The sequence below is a fragment of the Microbacterium sp. GbtcB4 genome, from assembly GCF_019091465.1.
In the GTDB taxonomy this organism is placed as follows: domain Bacteria; phylum Actinomycetota; class Actinomycetes; order Actinomycetales; family Microbacteriaceae; genus Microbacterium; species Microbacterium paraoxydans.
In genome coordinates, this window is sequence record NZ_JAGXJJ010000004.1 from 172,478 (window position 1) to 188,740 (window position 16,263).

At 69.1% G+C, this 16,263-nt stretch carries 18 protein-coding genes and 2 tRNA genes; 3 read left to right on the forward strand and 17 right to left on the reverse strand.

Annotation, left to right across the window (positions count from 1 at the left end; all coding sequences use genetic code 11):
* Positions 1-3: 3 nt before the first annotated feature.
* Positions 4-501: a GyrI-like domain-containing protein gene (locus KVS71_RS08555; RefSeq protein ID WP_217584344.1), complete on the forward strand. Its 498-nt coding sequence runs from the start codon at positions 4-6 to the stop codon at positions 499-501.
* A gap of 15 nt (positions 502-516) precedes the next feature.
* Here KVS71_RS08555 and KVS71_RS08560 read toward each other — a convergent pair whose 3' ends face one another.
* The 12 genes from KVS71_RS08560 to KVS71_RS08615 form a co-directional block, all read right to left on the reverse strand.
* Complete coding sequence (locus KVS71_RS08560; protein ID WP_217584345.1) at positions 517-1,053, reverse strand: NUDIX hydrolase; 537 nt, start codon at positions 1,051-1,053, stop codon at positions 517-519.
* Between the two features lie 3 nt (positions 1,054-1,056).
* On the reverse strand, positions 1,057-2,325 hold the full coding sequence (gene clpX / locus KVS71_RS08565; RefSeq protein ID WP_025105011.1) for an ATP-dependent Clp protease ATP-binding subunit ClpX: 1,269 nt from the start codon (positions 2,323-2,325) through the stop codon (positions 1,057-1,059).
* Between the two features lie 117 nt (positions 2,326-2,442).
* Positions 2,443-2,997: a hypothetical protein gene (locus tag KVS71_RS08570; RefSeq protein ID WP_217584346.1), complete on the reverse strand. Its 555-nt coding sequence runs from the start codon at positions 2,995-2,997 to the stop codon at positions 2,443-2,445.
* Positions 2,998-3,070: 73 nt separating this feature from the next.
* Positions 3,071-3,922 carry an aldehyde dehydrogenase family protein gene (locus tag KVS71_RS08575; RefSeq protein WP_217584347.1) on the reverse strand — a complete coding sequence of 284 codons (852 nt, stop codon included), beginning with the start codon at positions 3,920-3,922 and terminating at the stop codon, positions 3,071-3,073.
* The gene (locus tag KVS71_RS08580; protein WP_144881258.1) at positions 3,919-5,361 is read right to left on the reverse strand and encodes an aldehyde dehydrogenase family protein; all 1,443 of its coding nucleotides are present in this window, start codon (positions 5,359-5,361) and stop codon (positions 3,919-3,921) included. The genes KVS71_RS08575 and KVS71_RS08580 overlap by 4 nt, the downstream gene beginning before the upstream one ends.
* Positions 5,362-5,414: 53 nt before the next feature.
* The gene (gene deoC, locus KVS71_RS08585) at positions 5,415-6,416 is read right to left on the reverse strand and encodes a deoxyribose-phosphate aldolase (RefSeq protein ID WP_217584348.1); all 1,002 of its coding nucleotides are present in this window, start codon (positions 6,414-6,416) and stop codon (positions 5,415-5,417) included.
* Positions 6,413-7,348, reverse strand: a complete 936-nt coding sequence (locus tag KVS71_RS08590) for a sugar-binding transcriptional regulator (RefSeq protein ID WP_060921184.1) — start codon at positions 7,346-7,348, stop codon at positions 6,413-6,415. The genes deoC and KVS71_RS08590 overlap by 4 nt, the downstream gene beginning before the upstream one ends.
* A gap of 154 nt (positions 7,349-7,502) precedes the next feature.
* Positions 7,503-8,144, reverse strand: coding sequence for an ATP-dependent Clp protease proteolytic subunit (locus tag KVS71_RS08595; protein WP_025105017.1), 642 nt, complete (start codon positions 8,142-8,144; stop codon positions 7,503-7,505).
* A 17-nt stretch (positions 8,145-8,161) separates the two neighbouring features.
* Entirely contained in the window at positions 8,162-8,749 is a 588-nt protein-coding gene (locus KVS71_RS08600) for an ATP-dependent Clp protease proteolytic subunit (RefSeq protein ID WP_025105018.1), read from the reverse strand.
* A gap of 81 nt (positions 8,750-8,830) precedes the next feature.
* The gene (locus KVS71_RS08605; RefSeq protein WP_025105019.1) at positions 8,831-9,325 is read right to left on the reverse strand and encodes a tetratricopeptide repeat protein; all 495 of its coding nucleotides are present in this window, start codon (positions 9,323-9,325) and stop codon (positions 8,831-8,833) included.
* Positions 9,326-9,397: 72 nt separating this feature from the next.
* Positions 9,398-10,876, reverse strand: coding sequence for a trigger factor (tig, locus tag KVS71_RS08610; RefSeq protein WP_060921185.1), 1,479 nt, complete (start codon positions 10,874-10,876; stop codon positions 9,398-9,400).
* Between the two features lie 60 nt (positions 10,877-10,936).
* Positions 10,937-11,010 (reverse strand) — tRNA-Pro (locus KVS71_RS08615).
* 94 nt (positions 11,011-11,104) lie between these two features.
* On the opposite strand from KVS71_RS08615, the gene KVS71_RS08620 reads away from it, so the two are divergent.
* Together KVS71_RS08620 and KVS71_RS08625 are read left to right on the forward strand one after the other, a co-directional pair.
* A tRNA-Gly gene (locus KVS71_RS08620) sits at positions 11,105-11,178 on the forward strand.
* 71 nt (positions 11,179-11,249) lie between these two features.
* Positions 11,250-12,479 (forward strand): hypothetical protein, encoded by a 1,230-nt coding sequence (locus KVS71_RS08625; protein ID WP_217584349.1) that lies wholly within the window; start codon positions 11,250-11,252, stop codon positions 12,477-12,479.
* 56 nt (positions 12,480-12,535) lie between these two features.
* Here KVS71_RS08625 and KVS71_RS08630 read toward each other — a convergent pair whose 3' ends face one another.
* The 5 genes from KVS71_RS08630 to gap all read right to left on the reverse strand — a co-directional run bounded on the left by KVS71_RS08630 (position 12,536) and on the right by gap (position 16,235).
* Complete coding sequence (locus KVS71_RS08630) at positions 12,536-12,889, reverse strand: RNA polymerase-binding protein RbpA (protein ID WP_025105022.1); 354 nt, start codon at positions 12,887-12,889, stop codon at positions 12,536-12,538.
* Positions 12,889-13,137 carry a preprotein translocase subunit SecG gene (secG, locus tag KVS71_RS08635; RefSeq protein ID WP_025105023.1) on the reverse strand — a complete coding sequence of 83 codons (249 nt, stop codon included), beginning with the start codon at positions 13,135-13,137 and terminating at the stop codon, positions 12,889-12,891. Before secG ends, KVS71_RS08630 begins: the two co-directional genes overlap by 1 nt.
* Positions 13,138-13,217: 80 nt before the next feature.
* Positions 13,218-14,009, reverse strand: a complete 792-nt coding sequence (tpiA, locus tag KVS71_RS08640) for a triose-phosphate isomerase (RefSeq protein ID WP_025105024.1) — start codon at positions 14,007-14,009, stop codon at positions 13,218-13,220.
* A complete protein-coding gene (gene pgk, locus KVS71_RS08645; protein WP_217584350.1) occupies positions 14,000-15,214 on the reverse strand; it encodes a phosphoglycerate kinase in 1,215 nt (404 codons plus the stop codon). The genes tpiA and pgk overlap by 10 nt, the downstream gene beginning before the upstream one ends.
* 10 nt (positions 15,215-15,224) lie before the next feature.
* On the reverse strand, positions 15,225-16,235 hold the full coding sequence (gene gap, locus KVS71_RS08650; RefSeq protein ID WP_025105026.1) for a type I glyceraldehyde-3-phosphate dehydrogenase: 1,011 nt from the start codon (positions 16,233-16,235) through the stop codon (positions 15,225-15,227).
* Between the last annotated feature and the right edge of the window lie 28 nt (positions 16,236-16,263).

A 16,263-nucleotide genomic window follows, 5' to 3' on the forward strand; every position in this document is an offset into this window, starting at 1 on the left:
CGCATGGACGCATTTCCCGACGCTCCCTTCGGCCCCGCAGACACCCTGGAGCTGGACGCCGTCCCCCTGGCCGTCATCCGCCACGAGGGCATCCGGATCGCCGACCTTCGCGATGCCTTCGACTCCGGATACGCGGCGATCGGTGCCGCCTTCGCTGCGGGCACCCTGATTCCGGCCGGCCCGGCGCTCGCGATCTACCACGGCGATCCGATGGGCGTGTTCGACCTGGAGCTCGGCTTCCCCGTGCAGGCCCCACCGTCCGACCCGATCGCCACGGGCGACGGAACTGCCATCATCGCCTCGACCCTGCCGACCGGGCGGGCCGTCGCGAGCAGCGTCTTCGGTTCGTATGACGGTCTCGGTGCCGGGTGGGCCGGGCTGGTCGCGCGCGCCGCGGAGGCGGGGCTGCACCCGCGCGGCGTCTGGATCGAGGTCTACGTCTCGGACCCCGGTGTCGATCCCGACGAGCTCCGCACGGACCTGCTCATGCCCGTGGCCTGAGCAGGCGTTCAGGTCCTATCGCCGGAGTCGGTCCATCGCCTTGTACCAGGTGAGCTGGTGGTAGCTCTGGGTGAGTTGCTCCCCCGCCAGGTCCAGCGGCAGGGACCGCACGACGACGGCCTCGTGCTCATCCAGGGACTGCTCAGTGACGCGTATGCAACCGAGAGCGAGGAAGTGATGGACCTTGTTCGTGTGCGTTCCGAAGTTCGCCCAGGTCGCGCCGAGGGCCACCAACTCGTCGGCGACGCACCCGGTCTCCTCCCGGAGTTCGCGCGTAGCCGCGTCTTCCGGACGCTCGCCGGGCTCCGCTCCCCCGCCGATCGTGCCCAACGCGAGGACTCCCGCTCCGTGGCGGTACTCCTCGACCACGATCGCTGCGCCATCGCGATCGACGGCGAGGACGGAGACCCAGTCGCCGTACTCGAGGACGTAGTACGGCGCTATCCGGCGGCCGTGCTCGTCGACACACTCATCCGCGTGCACCCTGATCCACCGATCAGCGACGAGCGTCGTCCGCGCGACGGTCGTCCACGGAACGGGGTCAGCGCCCATGGCTCAGGCGCTCTTGCGCTTGCGCTCCATCACGATGGTGGGCGGGGCGCCCTCGTCGACGGCGGCACGGGTGATGATCACCTTCGCGACGTCTTCGGCAGAGGGGATCTCGAACATCACCGGACCGAGCACGTCCTCCAGAATGGCTCGGAGTCCACGGGCCCCGGTCTTGCGCTCGACGGCGAGGTCGGCGATCGACCGCAGCGCGTCCTCCTCGAACTCCAGCTGGACGCCGTCGAGCTCGAACATGCGCTGATACTGCTTCACGAGGGCGTTGCGCGGACCGGTGAGGATGTCGATGAGGGCGGCCTGGTCGAGCGGTGAGACGTTCGTCACGACGGGCAGACGACCGATGAACTCCGGGATGAGACCGAACTTGTGGAGGTCTTCCGGGAGCACCTCGCTGAACAGGTCGAGGTCTTTGCCCTTGTCGTGCAGCGGAGCACCGAAGCCGACACCGTGCTTGCCGACGCGCGCCGAGACGATGTCCTCCAGCCCGGCGAAGGCCCCGGCCACGATGAAGAGCACGTTCGAGGTGTCGATCTGCAGGAACTCCTGGTGCGGATGCTTGCGACCACCCTGCGGCGGCACCGAGGCGACCGTGCCCTCGATGATCTTCAGCAGCGCCTGCTGCACGCCCTCGCCCGACACATCGCGGGTGATCGACGGGTTCTCGGCCTTGCGGGCGATCTTGTCGACCTCGTCGATGTAGATGATGCCCTGCTCGGCGCGCTTCACGTCGTAGTCGGCGGCCTGGATGAGCTTGAGGAGGATGTTCTCGACGTCTTCGCCGACGTAGCCCGCCTCGGTCAGTGCCGTCGCGTCGGCGACGGCGAACGGCACGTTGAGGCGCTTGGCGAGCGTCTGCGCCAGGTAGGTCTTGCCGCAGCCTGTGGGCCCGATCAGCAGGATGTTGCTCTTGGCGATCTCGACCTCTTCGGCCTTCTGCTCAGCAGGCTGCAGGGTGCCGTGAGCGCGCACGCGCTTGTAGTGGTTGTAGACGGCGACGGACAGCGCACGCTTCGCGGGCTCCTGTCCGACGACGTATTCCTCGAGGAACGTGAAGATCTCGCGGGGCTTCGGCAGCTCGAACTCGGCGACCCCCTCGGCGGACGACTCCGCCATGCGCTCTTCGATGATCTCGTTGCAGAGCTCGACGCACTCGTCGCAGATGTACACGCCGGGTCCGGCGATGAGCTGCTGCACCTGCTTCTGGCTCTTTCCGCAGAAAGAGCACTTGAACAGGTCAGCGCTTTCACCGATGCGGGCCATGCGCGTCCTCCTCGGGGGGATCAGGATCGTTCTTCGAGCCTAACCGCTGCATACGACACCGGGCCGCATTGGCGACGAGTCGTTCGGCGGGTCCGACGGACGACGGTGCCTCCACCGTCATTCCGCGGGGAGGCAGCCGCCGTCCATGATGTATCCCCCGACATCGATCCGGACGCCGTCCGGACGCACCTCTCCGAAGACGCAGCCGCCCTCGGGACCGTCGGCCCCGAACGCCACCGCGCGCGCATCCCCCCGGGCGACGTGATGGACGAGGCCGACCTCGCGCAAGGCGTCCTCGACGGCGGTCACCGAGATCGTGCCCTCCGTGCGCAGCGCTTCGAGACGCACACGGAGGTCCGCCACCGGCTGCTCGGCGGCCGCCTGCGCCTCGGCCGACGTCTCCATGCGCTCACGATGCCGGTCGTTCTGGTCCATCGCGTGTTCCGGGTCGTACGGCGCACACTCCGGCGGAAGCTCGGCGCCGTCCACCTGCGGGCAGGCGACGGTGGGAGTCACCGTCGGCGTCGGCTCTCCTGCGGCGACGTCGGCCGGCGCCGCAGCGCAGCCGCCGAGAAGCAGGATCGCCGCCAGCACGAGCGTCACTCGCCCGGGGCGGGCGCGGACGCCGGAGATCGCCATCATGCCGCCATGAAACCACAGCACCGGCGTCACGCGCACGCTGCTCGAACGACGAGGGCCCCGCCGCGCGATGCGCGACGGGGCCCTCGGTCATCGTGACGTGTCGTCAGACCATGCTCTTGGTGTGCCAGACCGTCTTGACCTCGGTGAACGCGGCGATCCGCTCCGGCGAGGCGACCACGTCGCCGGGGGCGAGCACGCGCTTCAGCGTCTCCGCCGCGGCGATCTGCATGTCGACCCACTCCAGCGCGCCCGCGCCGGCGAGGTCGAGGGCGTTCACATCCTGGTGCGAGGCGAGCCACGGCGCGATCTCCGCCGGCGAACCGGTGAGCACGTTCACCACGCCGCCGGGAACGTCGCTGGTCGCGAGCACCTCGGCGAGACTGATCGCGGAGAGCGGGTACTGCTCGCTCGCGACCACGACGACGGTGTTCCCGGCGACGAGGGCCGGGGCGACGACCGAGACCAGGCCGAGCAGCGCCGAGTCCTGCGGCGCCACGATGGCGACCACACCGGTGGGCTCGGGCACCGAGATGTTGAAGTACGGACCGGAGACGGGGTTCGCGTTGCCCGCCACCTGGGCGTACTTGTCGCACCAGCCGGCGTACCAGACCCAGAGATCGATCGCCTCGTCGACCTGCGCCGTGGCCGCCGAGGACGGGATGCCCTCCTGCGCCACGATCTCGTCGACGAACTGTGCCCGACGTCCCTCGAGCACCTCGGCCACGCGGTAGAGCACCTGGCCGCGGTTGTAGGCCGTCGCCCCCGACCAGCCCTTCACGGCGGCGCGCGCGGCGACGACCGCATCCCGGGCGTCCTTGCGGGAGGCCTTGGCGGCGTTGGCGAGGAAGGCGCCCTTGCGGGAGACGACCTCGTACGTGCGTCCGGACTCGCTGCGGGGGAAGGCCCCGCCGATGGCGAGCTTGTAGGTCTTCGGAACGGTCAGTCGCTTGCTCATGCTGCGGCTCCCTTGAGGTAGGCGGTGAGGCCCTGGCGACCGCCCTCGCGGCCGTACCCGGACTCCTTGTAGCCGCCGAACGGGCTCGACGGGTCGAAACGGTTGAACGTGTTCGCCCACACGACGCCCGCACGCAGCCGATCGGCGACGGCGAGGATGCGCGAGCCCTTGTCGGACCAGATGCCGGCGGAGAGACCGTACGGGGTGTTGTTGGCCTTGGCGATCGCCTCGGCGGGCGTCCGGAAGGTGAGGACCGACAGCACCGGGCCGAAGACCTCATCGCGGGCGATGCGGTGCGAGGCCTCGACGCCGGTGAAGATCGTCGGAGCGAACCAGAAGCCCTGCTCCGGGATCGCGCAGTCGGCGGTCCAGCGCTCAGCGCCCTCGGCCTCGCCGATGTCGCTGAGCTCGCGGATGCGGGCGAGCTGCGCGGCGGAGTTGATCGCGCCGATGTCGGTGTTCTTGTCGAGCGGGTCACCGAGACGCAGCGTCGACAGCCGGTTCTTCAGCCGGTCGACGACCTCGTCGTGGATCGACTCCTGCACCAGCAGGCGGCTGCCCGCGCAGCACACGTGGCCCTGGTTGAAGAAGATGCCGTTGACGATACCTTCGACGGCCTGATCGATCGGCGCGTCGTCGAACACGATGTTCGCAGCTTTGCCGCCCAGCTCCAGCGTCAGCTTCTTGTTCGTCCCTGCCACGGCGCGGGCGATGTCGCGACCCACACCCGTCGAGCCGGTGAAGGCGACCTTGTCGACGTCCGGATGGCGGACGAGGGCGGCACCGGTCGCCCCGGCTCCGGTGACGATGTTCACCACACCGGCGGGAAGATCTGCCTGCTGCAGGATCTCGGCGAAGATCAGCGCCGTCAGAGGCGTGGTCTCGGCCGGCTTGAGCACGACCGTGTTGCCGGCCGCCAGCGCGGGCGCGAGCTTCCACGCGAGCATCAGCAGCGGGAAGTTCCACGGGATGACCTGCCCGGCGACGCCCAGCGCACGCGGGTTCGCACCCAGACCGGCGTAGTCGAGCTTGTCTGCCCAGCCCGCGTAGTAGAAGAACCAGGACGCGACGAGGGGCACGTCCACGTCGCGGCTCTCCTTGATCGGCTTGCCGTTGTCGAGGCTCTCGGCGACGGCCAACTCGCGGGCGCGCTCCTGCACGAGGCGGGCGATGCGGAACAGGTACTTGCCCCGGTCGCGGCCGCTCATCCGCGACCAGACCTTGTCGTAGGCGCGACGGGCCGCGGCGACCGCGCGGTCGATGTCCGCGTCGTCGGCGGAGGCGATCTCGGCGATCTCCTTCTCCGTCGCCGGGGAGATGGTGCGGAAGGGGGTGCCGGAGCCGTCGACGAACTCGCCGTCGATGAACAGCCCGTAGCTGTCCTTGAGGTTCAGCACCGCCGTGGACTCCGGAGCCGGAGCGTATTCCAGGAAGTTCATTTCAATCCCTTGGGTTGCTGCCCTTCGACCGGCTCAGGGACCGGCCGAAGAAGTCAGTCGATCGTGACGTAGTCGGGGCCGGAGTAGTGGCCGGTGGTGAGCTTCTGGCGCTGCAGGAGCACATCGTTGAGCAGGCTCGAGGCGCCGAAGCGGAACAGGTGCGGCTGGAGCCACTCCTCCCCCACGGTCTCGGCGACGGTGACGAGGTACTTGACCGCGTCCTTGGACGAGCGGATGCCGCCGGCGGGCTTCACGCCGATGCGCTCCCCCGTCCCGCGATACCAGTCGCGCACCGTCTCCAGCATGAGCAGCGTGGTCGGCAGCGTCGCCGCCGGCTGCACCTTGCCCGTCGAGGTCTTGATGAAGTCGCCGCCGGCGAGGATGCCGAGCCAGGAGGCGCGCTTGATGTTGTCGTACGTGTTCAGCTCGCCGGTCTCGAGGATCACCTTGAGCGAGGCGTACGAGCCGTCCTCACGGCGGCACGCCTCCTTGACCTGAGCGATCTGGTCGAACACAAACCCATAGCGCCCGGACAGGAACGCGCCGCGGTCGATGACCATGTCGATCTCGTCCGCGCCCGCGGCCACCGCTTCCGCGGTGTCGGCGAGCTTGATCGCGAGGGAGGACCGGCCGCTCGGGAAGGCGGTGGCCACCGCGGCGACCGAGATGAGGCCGTCGTCGGGGTCGCCGTGCAGGCTGCCGAGAGCCTCGACCGCTCCGGCGACCATGTCGCCGTAGACGCAGACCGCGGCGACGCGGGGCGTCGAGGGGTCGGCGGCGTCGGGGTTCTTCGCCTTGGCGACGAGCGAACGGACCTTGCCGGGGGTGTCCGCCCCCTCCAGGGTGGTCAGGTCGATCAGCTTGATGATCGTGTCGAGGGCCCATGCCTTCGACGTCGTCTTGATGGAGCGGGTGCCGAGGCCGACAGCGCGCTGCTCCAGCCCGACGGCGTCCACACCGGGGAGGCCGTGCAGGAAGCGACGGAGGGTCGCGTCATCCGGCTCACCGCCGAGGACGTCCACCGCCGTCCTGCGGCTGAGTTCTGTCGTCGTCACTGTTCCTCCAACAATGCTCGTGCTGTGGTCTCATCGGTCACCAGGACCCCGCACAGGCCGCTGGTCACGACCGTGCGCGCGATGTCGTGCTTGGCGGGGCCCGCCGTCACGAAGATGGCCCGCGCGGCGCCACGCAGGCGGTCGAGCGAGACGCCGACCGTGCGGGCGTCCAGCTGCGGGTCGACGATGTTGCCCTCGGCGTCGACGTAGCGCCCGAGGACGTCGCCGACGGCACCGCGGCGCGCCAGCTCCTCCACATCGGCGGCCGTGAGATAGCCGTTCTCGACGTGGGCGGAGGTCGCATCGCACGGTCCGGCGGTGAACAGGAACGCCTGAGCGTCCGCAGCCTCCTCCAGCACGGCCGCGACGGTGCGGTCGCCTTCGATGGCCTGCTTCGTCTCGACGTGCTCCAGGATCGCGGGGCTCGGCAGCAGCGAGACCTGGCCGGACGCTCGCTGGGCGATGGTCACCGCGAGTCCCGCGGCCCCTCCTGAGCGCCGATTGAGGCTGACACCGCCGTTGAGCTGCACGACGGTGACGCCGTTCGCCCAGCCGTCGGGCAGGGCCTCGGCCACGGCGCGGAGGGTCTTGCCCCAGCTCACCCCGAGCGTGCGCGGAACCGGACGAAGGGCGGTCAGGAAGTCGGCGGCTGCTTGAGCGACGCGCTCCAGCGTGCCCTCGTCGCCCTCCGGCGAGGGGACGACCACGGCGTCGGTGAGCCCGAACCGCTCCACGAGCTCGCGCTCGAGGCCGAGCCGACGGGCGCGCGGGTGGACGATCTCGATGCGGACGATGCCGCGCTGCCGCGCCTGCGTGAGGAGGCGCCCGACCTTCCACCGGGAGATCTTCAGGAGGCCACCGATCTCGTCCTGCGTCTTGTCCTCGTCGTAGTACAGCTCGGCGACCCGGACCATGAGCAGATCTTCTTCCACGGTGTCCTCCTTCCTCCTCCAGGGTAAAGCGGATTCAGCGTTCGCGCACCCATCTGCTCATATGCGCAGGCGCGCCGTCTTCCCGCGCACATCCGCCGGAGACGCGAGAAGGACGCCCGTCGATCCGACGGGCGTCCTTCTCTGCGGATGCGGACTACGCGCGCTTGCGCGAGGTGAGCACCTGGTCGACGATGCCGTACTCCAGCGCCTCGTTGGCCGAGAGGATCTTGTCGCGATCGATGTCGCGGTTGACCTGCTCGACCGGCTTGCCGGTGTGACGGGCCATGGTCTCCTCGAGCCAGGTGCGCATGCGGAGAATCTCCGCCGCCTGGATCTCGATGTCGGAGGCCTGACCGTGCCCGGCCTCCCCCATCGCCGGCTGGTGCATCAGCACGCGGGCGTTCGGCAGCGCGAGACGCTTGCCGGGAGCGCCCGCCGCGAGCAGCACGGAGGCAGCCGAGGCCGCCTGGCCGAGCACGACGGTCTGGATCTGCGGCGCGACGTACTGCATCGTGTCGTAGATCGCCGTCATCGCGGTGAACGAGCCACCGGGCGAGTTGATGTACATGGTGATGTCGCGCTCGGAGTCCTGGCTCTCCAGGACGAGGAGCTGTGCCATGACGTCGTCGGCCGAGGCGTCGTCGACCTGCACGCCGAGGAAGATCACGCGGTCCTCGAACAGCTTGTTGTACGGGTCCTGGCGCTTGAAGCCGTAGGCGGTGCGCTCCTCGAACTGCGGCAGCACATACCGGCTGGAGGGCAGGTTTCCGGCGGACTGGAACGTGGGTGTGTACATGGTGTCCTCTCGAATCCTTACTCGACGCCCGTGCCGCCGCCGCCGGTGACGTCGCTGGCGTGCTCGCGGATGTGGTCGACGAAGCCGTACTCGAGGGCTTCCTCCGCCGTGAACCAGCGGTCGCGGTCGCCGTCGGCGTTGATCTGCTCGACGGGCTTGCCGGTCTGCGACGCGGTGATCTCGGCGAGGCGCTTCTTCATCGACAGGATGAGCTGCGCCTGGGTCTGGATGTCGCTCGCGGTGCCGCCGAAGCCGCCGTGCGGCTGGTGCAGCAGCACGCGGGCGTTCGGCGTGATGTAGCGCTTGCCCTTGGTGCCGCTCGTCAGCAGCAGCTGGCCCATGGACGCGGCCATGCCGATGCCGACGGTGACGATGTCGTTCGGCACGAACTGCATCGTGTCGTAGATCGCCATGCCCGCGGTGATCGAGCCGCCCGGCGAGTTGATGTAGAGGTAAATGTCCTTCTCGGAGTCTTCGGCGGCGAGAAGGAGGATCTTCGCGCAGATCTCGTTGGCGTTGTCGTCTCGCACCTCCGAGCCGAGCCAGATGATGCGGTCCTTCAGCAACCTGTCGAAGACGCTTGTCGCGACGAGGGGTTCAGCCATGTCAGCTCCTGCTTCCGTGTTTCAGTGATTCGAATCTACCGGCGCGCGCACAGCCCCTAGGTCGTGTTCGCCGTCGGCATATCAGGTGTCGCTGCCGGCGATCTCGTGCGCGTACGCCGTCATCGACCGGTGGTAGCGCGGCAGGTGCGGGACGAGTGCGAGGATGGCCACCGACAGGCCCTGCGCGGGCCGGCCGGCACTCGCGAGGATGAGGGCGTGCACCACCGCGACCGCGTCGCGATACGGCCCGTCCGCCGCGATCTCCTCCTCGGCGCGGATCACCCTCAGCGCCTCGTCGTAGTCACCGAGGTTGCGCAGCGAGCTCGCGAGCTGGATCACGCACTGCGGGCGGTGCTCCTCGTCGAGGCCGAGCGCCAGGGCGCGGCGGTACAGCTCCACGGCCTCCGCCGGGCGCCCGGCGGAATCGCGAGCACCGGCGCGCTCGAACTCGGCCCTCGCGTCGTCCGCACCCCGTTCGGCGGCGAGGGCGTCGATGCGCGCGATCGTCTCGTCGCCGACCTCTTCTCCGGAGGCCTCCGCCCACACCTGCTCGATGCGGTCGTCCCAGCTCGTCATCCCGTCGCCCTTCCCTCGATGAGAAAGAGGGCGGATGCCGCAGCACCCGCCCTCTTCACTCGACCGCGCCGATCACTCGGCGGTGTCGGCGTCCTTCTTGGCCGGAGCCTTCTTCGCCGCCGGCTTCTTGGCGGCGGGCTTCTTCTCCGCAGCGGGCTTCTCGTCCGCGTCGGCGTCCTTCTTGGCGGCCGCCTTCTTGGCGGGAGCCTTCTTCTTCGCGGCCGGCTTCTCCTCGGCCTCGGCGGGCTTCTCGTCCTCGGACTCGGCCTCGTCGTCGGTCACGACGAAGTCGGAGAGGTCGACGGCCTTGCCGTTGGTGTCCACGACCTTGACCTTGCCCAGCGCGATCGCGAGCGCCTTGTTCCGGGCGACCTCGCCGACCAGAGCGGGGAGCTGGTTCGAGGACTGCAGCGCCTCGACGAACTCCTGCGGCGCCATGCCGTACTGCGCGGCGGACTGGATGAGGTACTGCGAGAGCTCCTCCTGCGAGACCTGCACGTCGGCCTGCTCGGCGATCGTGTCGAGCAGCACCTGCGTGCGGAACTGCTTCTCGCTGGCCTCGGTCACCTCGGCGCGGTGCACGTCGTCCTCGAGACGACCCTCGCCCTCGAGGTGGTTGTGCACCTCGTCCTCGATGAGCTGCGGCGGGACCGGGATCTCGATCTGCGCGAGAAGCGTCTCGACGAGCTTGTCGCGGGCGGCGGAGCCCTGCGTGAAGACGCCCTGCTGCTCGACGCGCTCACGCAGGCTGTCGCGCAGCTCGGCGATGGTGTCGAACTCGCTCGCGATCTGCGCGAACTCGTCGTCGGCCTCGGGAAGCTCGCGCTCCTTGACGGCCTTGACGCTGACGGAGACCTCCGCCTCCTTGCCGGCGTGGTCGCCGCCGACGAGGGCGGAGCGGAAGGTGGTGTCCTCACCGGCGGTGAGCGACTCGATCGCGTCGTCGATGCCCTCGAGGAGCTCGCCGGAGCCGATCTCGTACGAGACGCCCTCGGCGCGGTCGATCTCGGCGCCGTCGATGGTGGCGACGAGGTCCAGCTCGACGAAGTCGCCCTTGGCCGCGGGGCGGTCGACGGGGATGAGCGTGCCGAAGCGGGCGCGCATGTTCTCCAGCTCGGCGTCGAGGGCGGCCTCGTCGGCCTCCACGGCGTCGACCTCGAGGGTGATGCCCGCGTAGTCGGGGAGCTCGATCTCCGGGCGCACGTCGACCTCGACGTCGACGAGGAGGTCGCCCGAGAAGTCCTTCTCGCTCGGCCACTGCGTGATCTCGGCCGACGGACGGCCGACGATGCGGAGCTTGTGCTCGGCGGTCGCCTCGCGGAAGAACTTGTCCAGGCCCTCGTTGACGGCGTGCTCGATGACGGCGCCGCGGCCGATGCGCTGGTCGATGATCGGAGCGGGCACCTTGCCCTTGCGGAAGCCGGGGATCTGGACGTCCTGCGCGATGTGCTCGTAGGCGTGCGCGATGCTGGGCTTGAGGTCGTCCGGGGTGACCGTGATGGTGAGCTTGACCCGGGTCGGGGTCAGCTTCTCGACGGTGCTGTTCGCCATGCTGGTGTGTTCTCCTTGTGGTTTCCGCGCAGAACGCGGCTGGAAGGTCGTGGGGTCGAGTCGGGGCGACAGGAGTTGAACCTGCGACCTCCCGCTCCCAAAGCGGGCGCTCTACCAAGCTGAGCTACGCCCCGGGGAATCCGCACGCAGATTCAGCCCCACCGAGTCTAACGGACAGGAGCATGCCCGACCGTCCGCTATGATCGATGGAGTCCGGACTCCGGTTCCGGGGGTGTAGCTCAATGGTAGAGTCTCAGTCTTCCAAACTGATTGCGCGGGTTCGATTCCCGTCACCCCCTCCACGTTGTCACCTCGGTCGAATACGCTGACAGGATCAGCTCCCGACCGGAAGGCCTGCCGAGATGAGCGCCTCGTGACCGCCCCTCCGCCGTCGGTTGCCGCGACAGCCATGGTGCCGGCTCCGGGTGGGCATCGCCTCCCGGCCGTCCTCTCCTCGCCGTCCAGCGTGCCCCGGCCGCCGCGCGACCGGCGATCGCTCAGGGGCGTCCTCGCCGGCACCGTCGGCACGGTCGCGGTGTTGACGGGTCTCGGCATCACGCAGCTCGTCGCGAACCAGGGATACGACGAGGCCGCCAGCGGGGTCGAGGACGCCACCCGATCGGTGACCGCCCAGCAGACGGAACTCCGGCAGCGGACCGCCGATCTGATCGCGGCGACGGATGCCGGCCATGTCATCATCGACACCGGCGCGCCTGCCCTCGCCGTTCCGGAGGACCTCTGGGCGGCCCTGGACTCCGCCGTGGCGGACGGCGAGACCACCGGCGGCGAGGCCGAGGACGTCCTCGCGACGCGGCTCCCGGCCGACGAGACGAAACCCGGCTGGTTCTGGGACCTCTTCGCCGCGACGAGCCGTCTCGCCGAGAACCAGAGCATCCTGCGCGACGTCGCCGAGTCGATGGACAGCGCCTCCGCGTCCGCCGCCGCGAGCGTGGACGCGGTGCGGACGACCGGCGTGTCCGTGCTCACCGCCGCGGCCGAGGCCGCGGACGCCTTCGAGACCGCGCATCCGTCCACTCGCAACGCCGCCGTGATCGCTCTGCGCGGAGCCGCATCCGACGCTCTCGCCGTCACCGAGGTCGACGACGCGGCCGCGGCCGCCTATGTCGCCCTGCAGCAGGCCGCCACCGAGGTCGTCTCCGCGGAGAACGCGGAGCTCGCGGAGAAGGCCGGTCCGCTGCAGAACGCCCGCCTCGAGGTGGAGGCGTTCGCGCGGTCTCTCGCGCCCGGCGTCCTGCTGGAATTCGACTGGGCCCCGCTCGTCAACGGCGCCGGGTACAACGGCAGCATGGGCGGGTACACCACCTGGTGGTGGGACGATCCGGGGCGCGCGGTCATCCAGCTATCGGACTCGGTGGCGGAGCAGTGGCCCGCCGAACGCAGCCGCGCGCTCGTCGCCCATGAGGTGGGCCATGCCATAAGCGTCAAGTGCGAGGGCATGTACGACTCGTCCACCCAGGACAGCATCGAGAAGTGGGCGACGGCCTGGGCCATCAGCATGGGCTTCACCGACGATGCGAACGGGGTCTGGGCCTACGGGTATCCCCCGCAGAACTACATCGACGCGGCGGCCGGCTGCCGCTGAGACGGAAGAAGCCGCCGTGGTCACCACGGCGGCTTCTCCTCTCGCTCAGTCGGCGGTCACTGACCCCGACGCTCGCGAAGCTGGGTGAGGGCGTCCTCCAGGAGCTGGACGGCCTCCTCGTCCGTGCGACGCTCCTTCACGTAGGCCAGGTGCGTCTTGTACGGCTCGGCCTTGGCGACGGCAGGAGGGTTCTCCTTGTCGCGCCCGGCCGGAAGACCGGACTGCGGGTGATCGATGATCTCCGGGATCTCCTCCTCGGGGAGACCGGCGGCGAAGTAGCGGACCGTCTCGTTGCCGAGACCGTCCCAGTACGACACCGCGATGCGGTCGGCGTGGTAGCCGTGGTCCTGCTCCCCCATGGGACCGGAACCGACACGGGTACCGCGGATCGCGTTTCCACCGGTAGCCATCAGATCACCTCGAACTTCGTGATGAGGCCGAGCGCCACGATGGCGATGAACCACGTGAGCGCCAGGACGACGGTGAAGCGGTTCAGGTTCCGCTCCGCGAGCCCGGAGGAGCCGACCGCAGTGGTCATGCCGCCGCCGAACATGTCGGACAGGCCGCCACCGCGACCCTTGTGCAAGAGGATGAGGAGAGTCAGCAGGACGCTGGTGATGCCCAGCACGACCTGCAGGACGAACTCGAGAATTGCCACGGAAAGAGCCTTTCGCTGGGGCCGGAGCGCCCCCGTAACGGTCAAGTATACGGTGCAGCGGGGCCGGAGCCCCGCCGCACTCACACGCCGACGTGCTTCTCGAAGCGGATGATCGCCGCGAACTCGTCGACGACGAGGCTCGCGCCGCCGACCAGAGCGCCGTCCACGTCAGGCTCGCGCATGAAGCTGGCGATGTTCGCCGCCTTGACCGATCCGCCGTAGAGGATGCGGGTGCGGGCCGCCGCCTCGTCGCCGAGGACCTTCGCGATCACGCCGCGGAGCGCCGCGCAGACGTCCTGCGCCTGCTGCGGGGTGGCCGCCTGGCCCGACCCGATGGCCCAGACGGGCTCGTACGCCACGACGATGTCAGCCGACGGGGAGACACCCTGGAGGGCGGCCTCGAGCTGTCCGGCCGGAACCGCGCTGGCACCGAACTTCTCCAGGTCCTCCGCCGTCTCGCCCACGCAGATCACCGGGGAGAGGCCGTGCTTGAGCGCAGCCTTCACCTTGCCGGCCACGATCTCGTCGGACTCGGCGTGGTACTCGCGACGCTCGGAGTGTCCGATGATGACGTACTTCGCGTCGAGCTTCGCCAGGAACGCCCCGGAGATCTCGCCGGTGTACGCACCGGAGTCGTGCGCCGAGACATCCTGTGCACCGAACGCGAACGGGATCTTGTCCGCATCGATCAGCGTCTGCACGCTGCGGATGTCGGTGAAGGGCGGGAAGACCGCCACCTCCACGGATCCGTCCTCGTGCTTGGCGTCCTTCAGTGTCCAGTGCAGCTTCTGCACGAACGCCACCGCCTGCAGGTGGTCCAGGTTCATCTTCCAGTTGCCCGCGATCAGCGGGGTACGGGAGCTCACGCCCATCCGAGGACCTCCAGCCCAGGTAGTTTCTTGCCCTCGAGGAATTCGAGGCTCGCGCCGCCGCCGGTCGAGATGTGCCCGAACTGGTCGTCGGTGAATCCGAGCTGGCGGACGGCTGCGGCGGAGTCGCCGCCGCCGACCACGCTGAGGCCGTCGACCTCGGTCAGTGCCTGCGCGACCGCCTTGGTTCCCGCAGCGAAGGCAGGGAACTCGAACACGCCCATCGGGCCGTTCCAGAACACGGTCTTCGATCCGCGGATGACCTCGGCGAAGCGCGCCGCGGTCTCCGGTCCGATGTCGAGGCCGATGCCCGACGAACCGAATGCCGTCTCCTCGATCGCGTCCGCGGCGGCCACCTCGTGGTCCGCGTCCGCACCGAAGGAGGCGGCGACGACCACGTCGGTCGGGAGCACGAGCTCCACGCCGCGCTCGGCCGCCTCGGCGATGTAGCCGCGCACGGTCTCGAGCTGGTCCTCCTCGAGGAGACTCGACGCGACGGCGTGCCCCTGTGCCTTCAGGAAGGTGAAGAGCATGCCACCGCCGACGAGGATACGGTCCACCCGCGGCAGCAGGTGGGAGATGACTCCGAGCTTGTCGCTCACCTTGGACCCACCGAGCACCACCGCGTACGGACGCTCCGGGTTCTCCGTCAGGCGGTCGAGCACGTCGAGCTCGGTCGCGATCAGGAGGCCGGCCGCCGAGGGCAGCAGCTTCGCGAGGTCGTAGACGCTCGCCTGCTTGCGGTGCACGACGCCGAAGCCGTCGGAGACGAGCACGTCGCCCAGCTCCGCGAGCTGCGCCGCGAAGGCACCACGCTCGGCGTCGTCCTTCGAGGTCTCCCCGGGGTTGAACCGGAGGTTCTCGATCACGACGACCTGGCCGTTCTCGAGGGACGCCACGGCATCCTTCGCGGCCTCGCCGACCGTGTCGCCCGCGAAGGCGACCGGCGCGCCGAGCAGCTCGGACAGTCGCTGGGCGACCGGCTCGAGGCTGTACTGCGGGTCGGGGGCGCCGTCGGGACGGCCGAGGTGCGAGCAGACGACGACGCGGGCGCCCGCGTCGATGAGGGTCTTCAGGGTCGGCAGCGAGGCGCGGACACGGCCATCGTCCGTGATGATCCCGTCCCGCAGGGGGACGTTCAGATCACAACGGACGATGACGCGCTTGCCCTCGAGCGAACCCAGTGAGTCCAGGGTGCGCAGAGTCATGTGTCGGAGCTCAGATGCGCTCGGCGACGTACTCGGTCAGGTCGACGAGACGGTTGGAGTAGCCCCACTCGTTGTCGTACCAGCTCGAGACCTTGATCAGGTTGCCGCTGACGTTGGTGAGCGTGGAATCGAAGATCGACGAGTGCGGGTTGTGCACGATGTCGCTCGACACGATCGGGTCCTCGTTGTACTGCAGGTACCCGGCCAGACGACCCTCGGCCGCAGCCTTCTTGTAGGCCTCGTTGACCTCGTCCACCGTGAGGTTCTCGCGGTCCGTGATGAGCGTCAGGTCGACGATCGAGCCCGTGGGAACCGGCACGCGGTAGGAGGAGCCGCTGAGCTTGCCGTTCAGCTCCGGGAGGACGAGGCCGATGGCCTTCGCGGCACCCGTCGAGGCCGGCGTGATGTTGATCGCGGCGGCGCGGGCGCGGCGGAGGTCCTTGTGCGGACCGTCCTGCAGGTTCTGGTCGGCGGTGTAGGCGTGGGCCGTCATCATGAAGCCACGGTCGATGCCGAAGGCGTCGTTGAACACCTTGGCCAGCGGCGCGAGGCAGTTCGTCGTGCAGGAGGCGTTGGAGATGATGTGGTCCGTCTCCGGGTTGTACGTCTCCTCGTTCACGCCCATGACGATGGTGCGGTCGTCACCCGTGGCCGGAGCCGAGATGAGGACCTTCTTCGCACCGGCGTCGATGTGCTTGCGCGCGGCGTCGGCGTTGGTGAAGAAGCCGGTGGACTCGATGACGATGTCCACGCCCAGCTCGCCCCACGGGAGGTTGGCGGGGTCACGCTCTGCGAAGGCCTTGATCTCCTTGCCGTCGACGGTGATGCTGTCGTCGTCGTACGTGATCTCGGCGTCGAGGACGCCGCTGACCGAGTCGTACTTCAGCAGGTGTGCCAGGGTCTTGTTGTCGGTGAGGTCGTTGACCGCGACGATCTCAAGGTCTGCTCCCTGCGCGAGAGCTGCGCGGAAGTAGTTGCGTCCGATGCGGCCGAAGCCGTTGATACCGATCTTGACAGACACTCAGGTCTCCCTGTTTCTCATGCGCCGA

Coding starts and splice junctions, on each gene's coding strand:
- KVS71_RS08555 (WP_217584344.1), top strand. CDS start 4: ATGGACGCATTTCCCGACGCTCCCTTCGGCCCCGCAGACACCCTGGAG.
- KVS71_RS08560 (WP_217584345.1), bottom strand. CDS start 1,053: ATGGGCGCTGACCCCGTTCCGTGGACGACCGTCGCGCGGACGACGCTC.
- clpX (WP_025105011.1), bottom strand. CDS start 2,325: ATGGCCCGCATCGGTGAAAGCGCTGACCTGTTCAAGTGCTCTTTCTGC.
- KVS71_RS08575 (WP_217584347.1), bottom strand. CDS start 3,922: ATGAGCAAGCGACTGACCGTTCCGAAGACCTACAAGCTCGCCATCGGC.
- KVS71_RS08580 (WP_144881258.1), bottom strand. CDS start 5,361: ATGAACTTCCTGGAATACGCTCCGGCTCCGGAGTCCACGGCGGTGCTG.
- KVS71_RS08595 (WP_025105017.1), bottom strand. CDS start 8,144: ATGTACACACCCACGTTCCAGTCCGCCGGAAACCTGCCCTCCAGCCGG.
- KVS71_RS08600 (WP_025105018.1), bottom strand. CDS start 8,749: ATGGCTGAACCCCTCGTCGCGACAAGCGTCTTCGACAGGTTGCTGAAG.
- KVS71_RS08605 (WP_025105019.1), bottom strand. CDS start 9,325: ATGACGAGCTGGGACGACCGCATCGAGCAGGTGTGGGCGGAGGCCTCC.
- tig (WP_060921185.1), bottom strand. CDS start 10,876: ATGGCGAACAGCACCGTCGAGAAGCTGACCCCGACCCGGGTCAAGCTC.
- KVS71_RS08630 (WP_025105022.1), bottom strand. CDS start 12,889: ATGGCTACCGGTGGAAACGCGATCCGCGGTACCCGTGTCGGTTCCGGT.
- tpiA (WP_025105024.1), bottom strand. CDS start 14,009: ATGGGCGTGAGCTCCCGTACCCCGCTGATCGCGGGCAACTGGAAGATG.
- pgk (WP_217584350.1), bottom strand. CDS start 15,214: ATGACTCTGCGCACCCTGGACTCACTGGGTTCGCTCGAGGGCAAGCGC.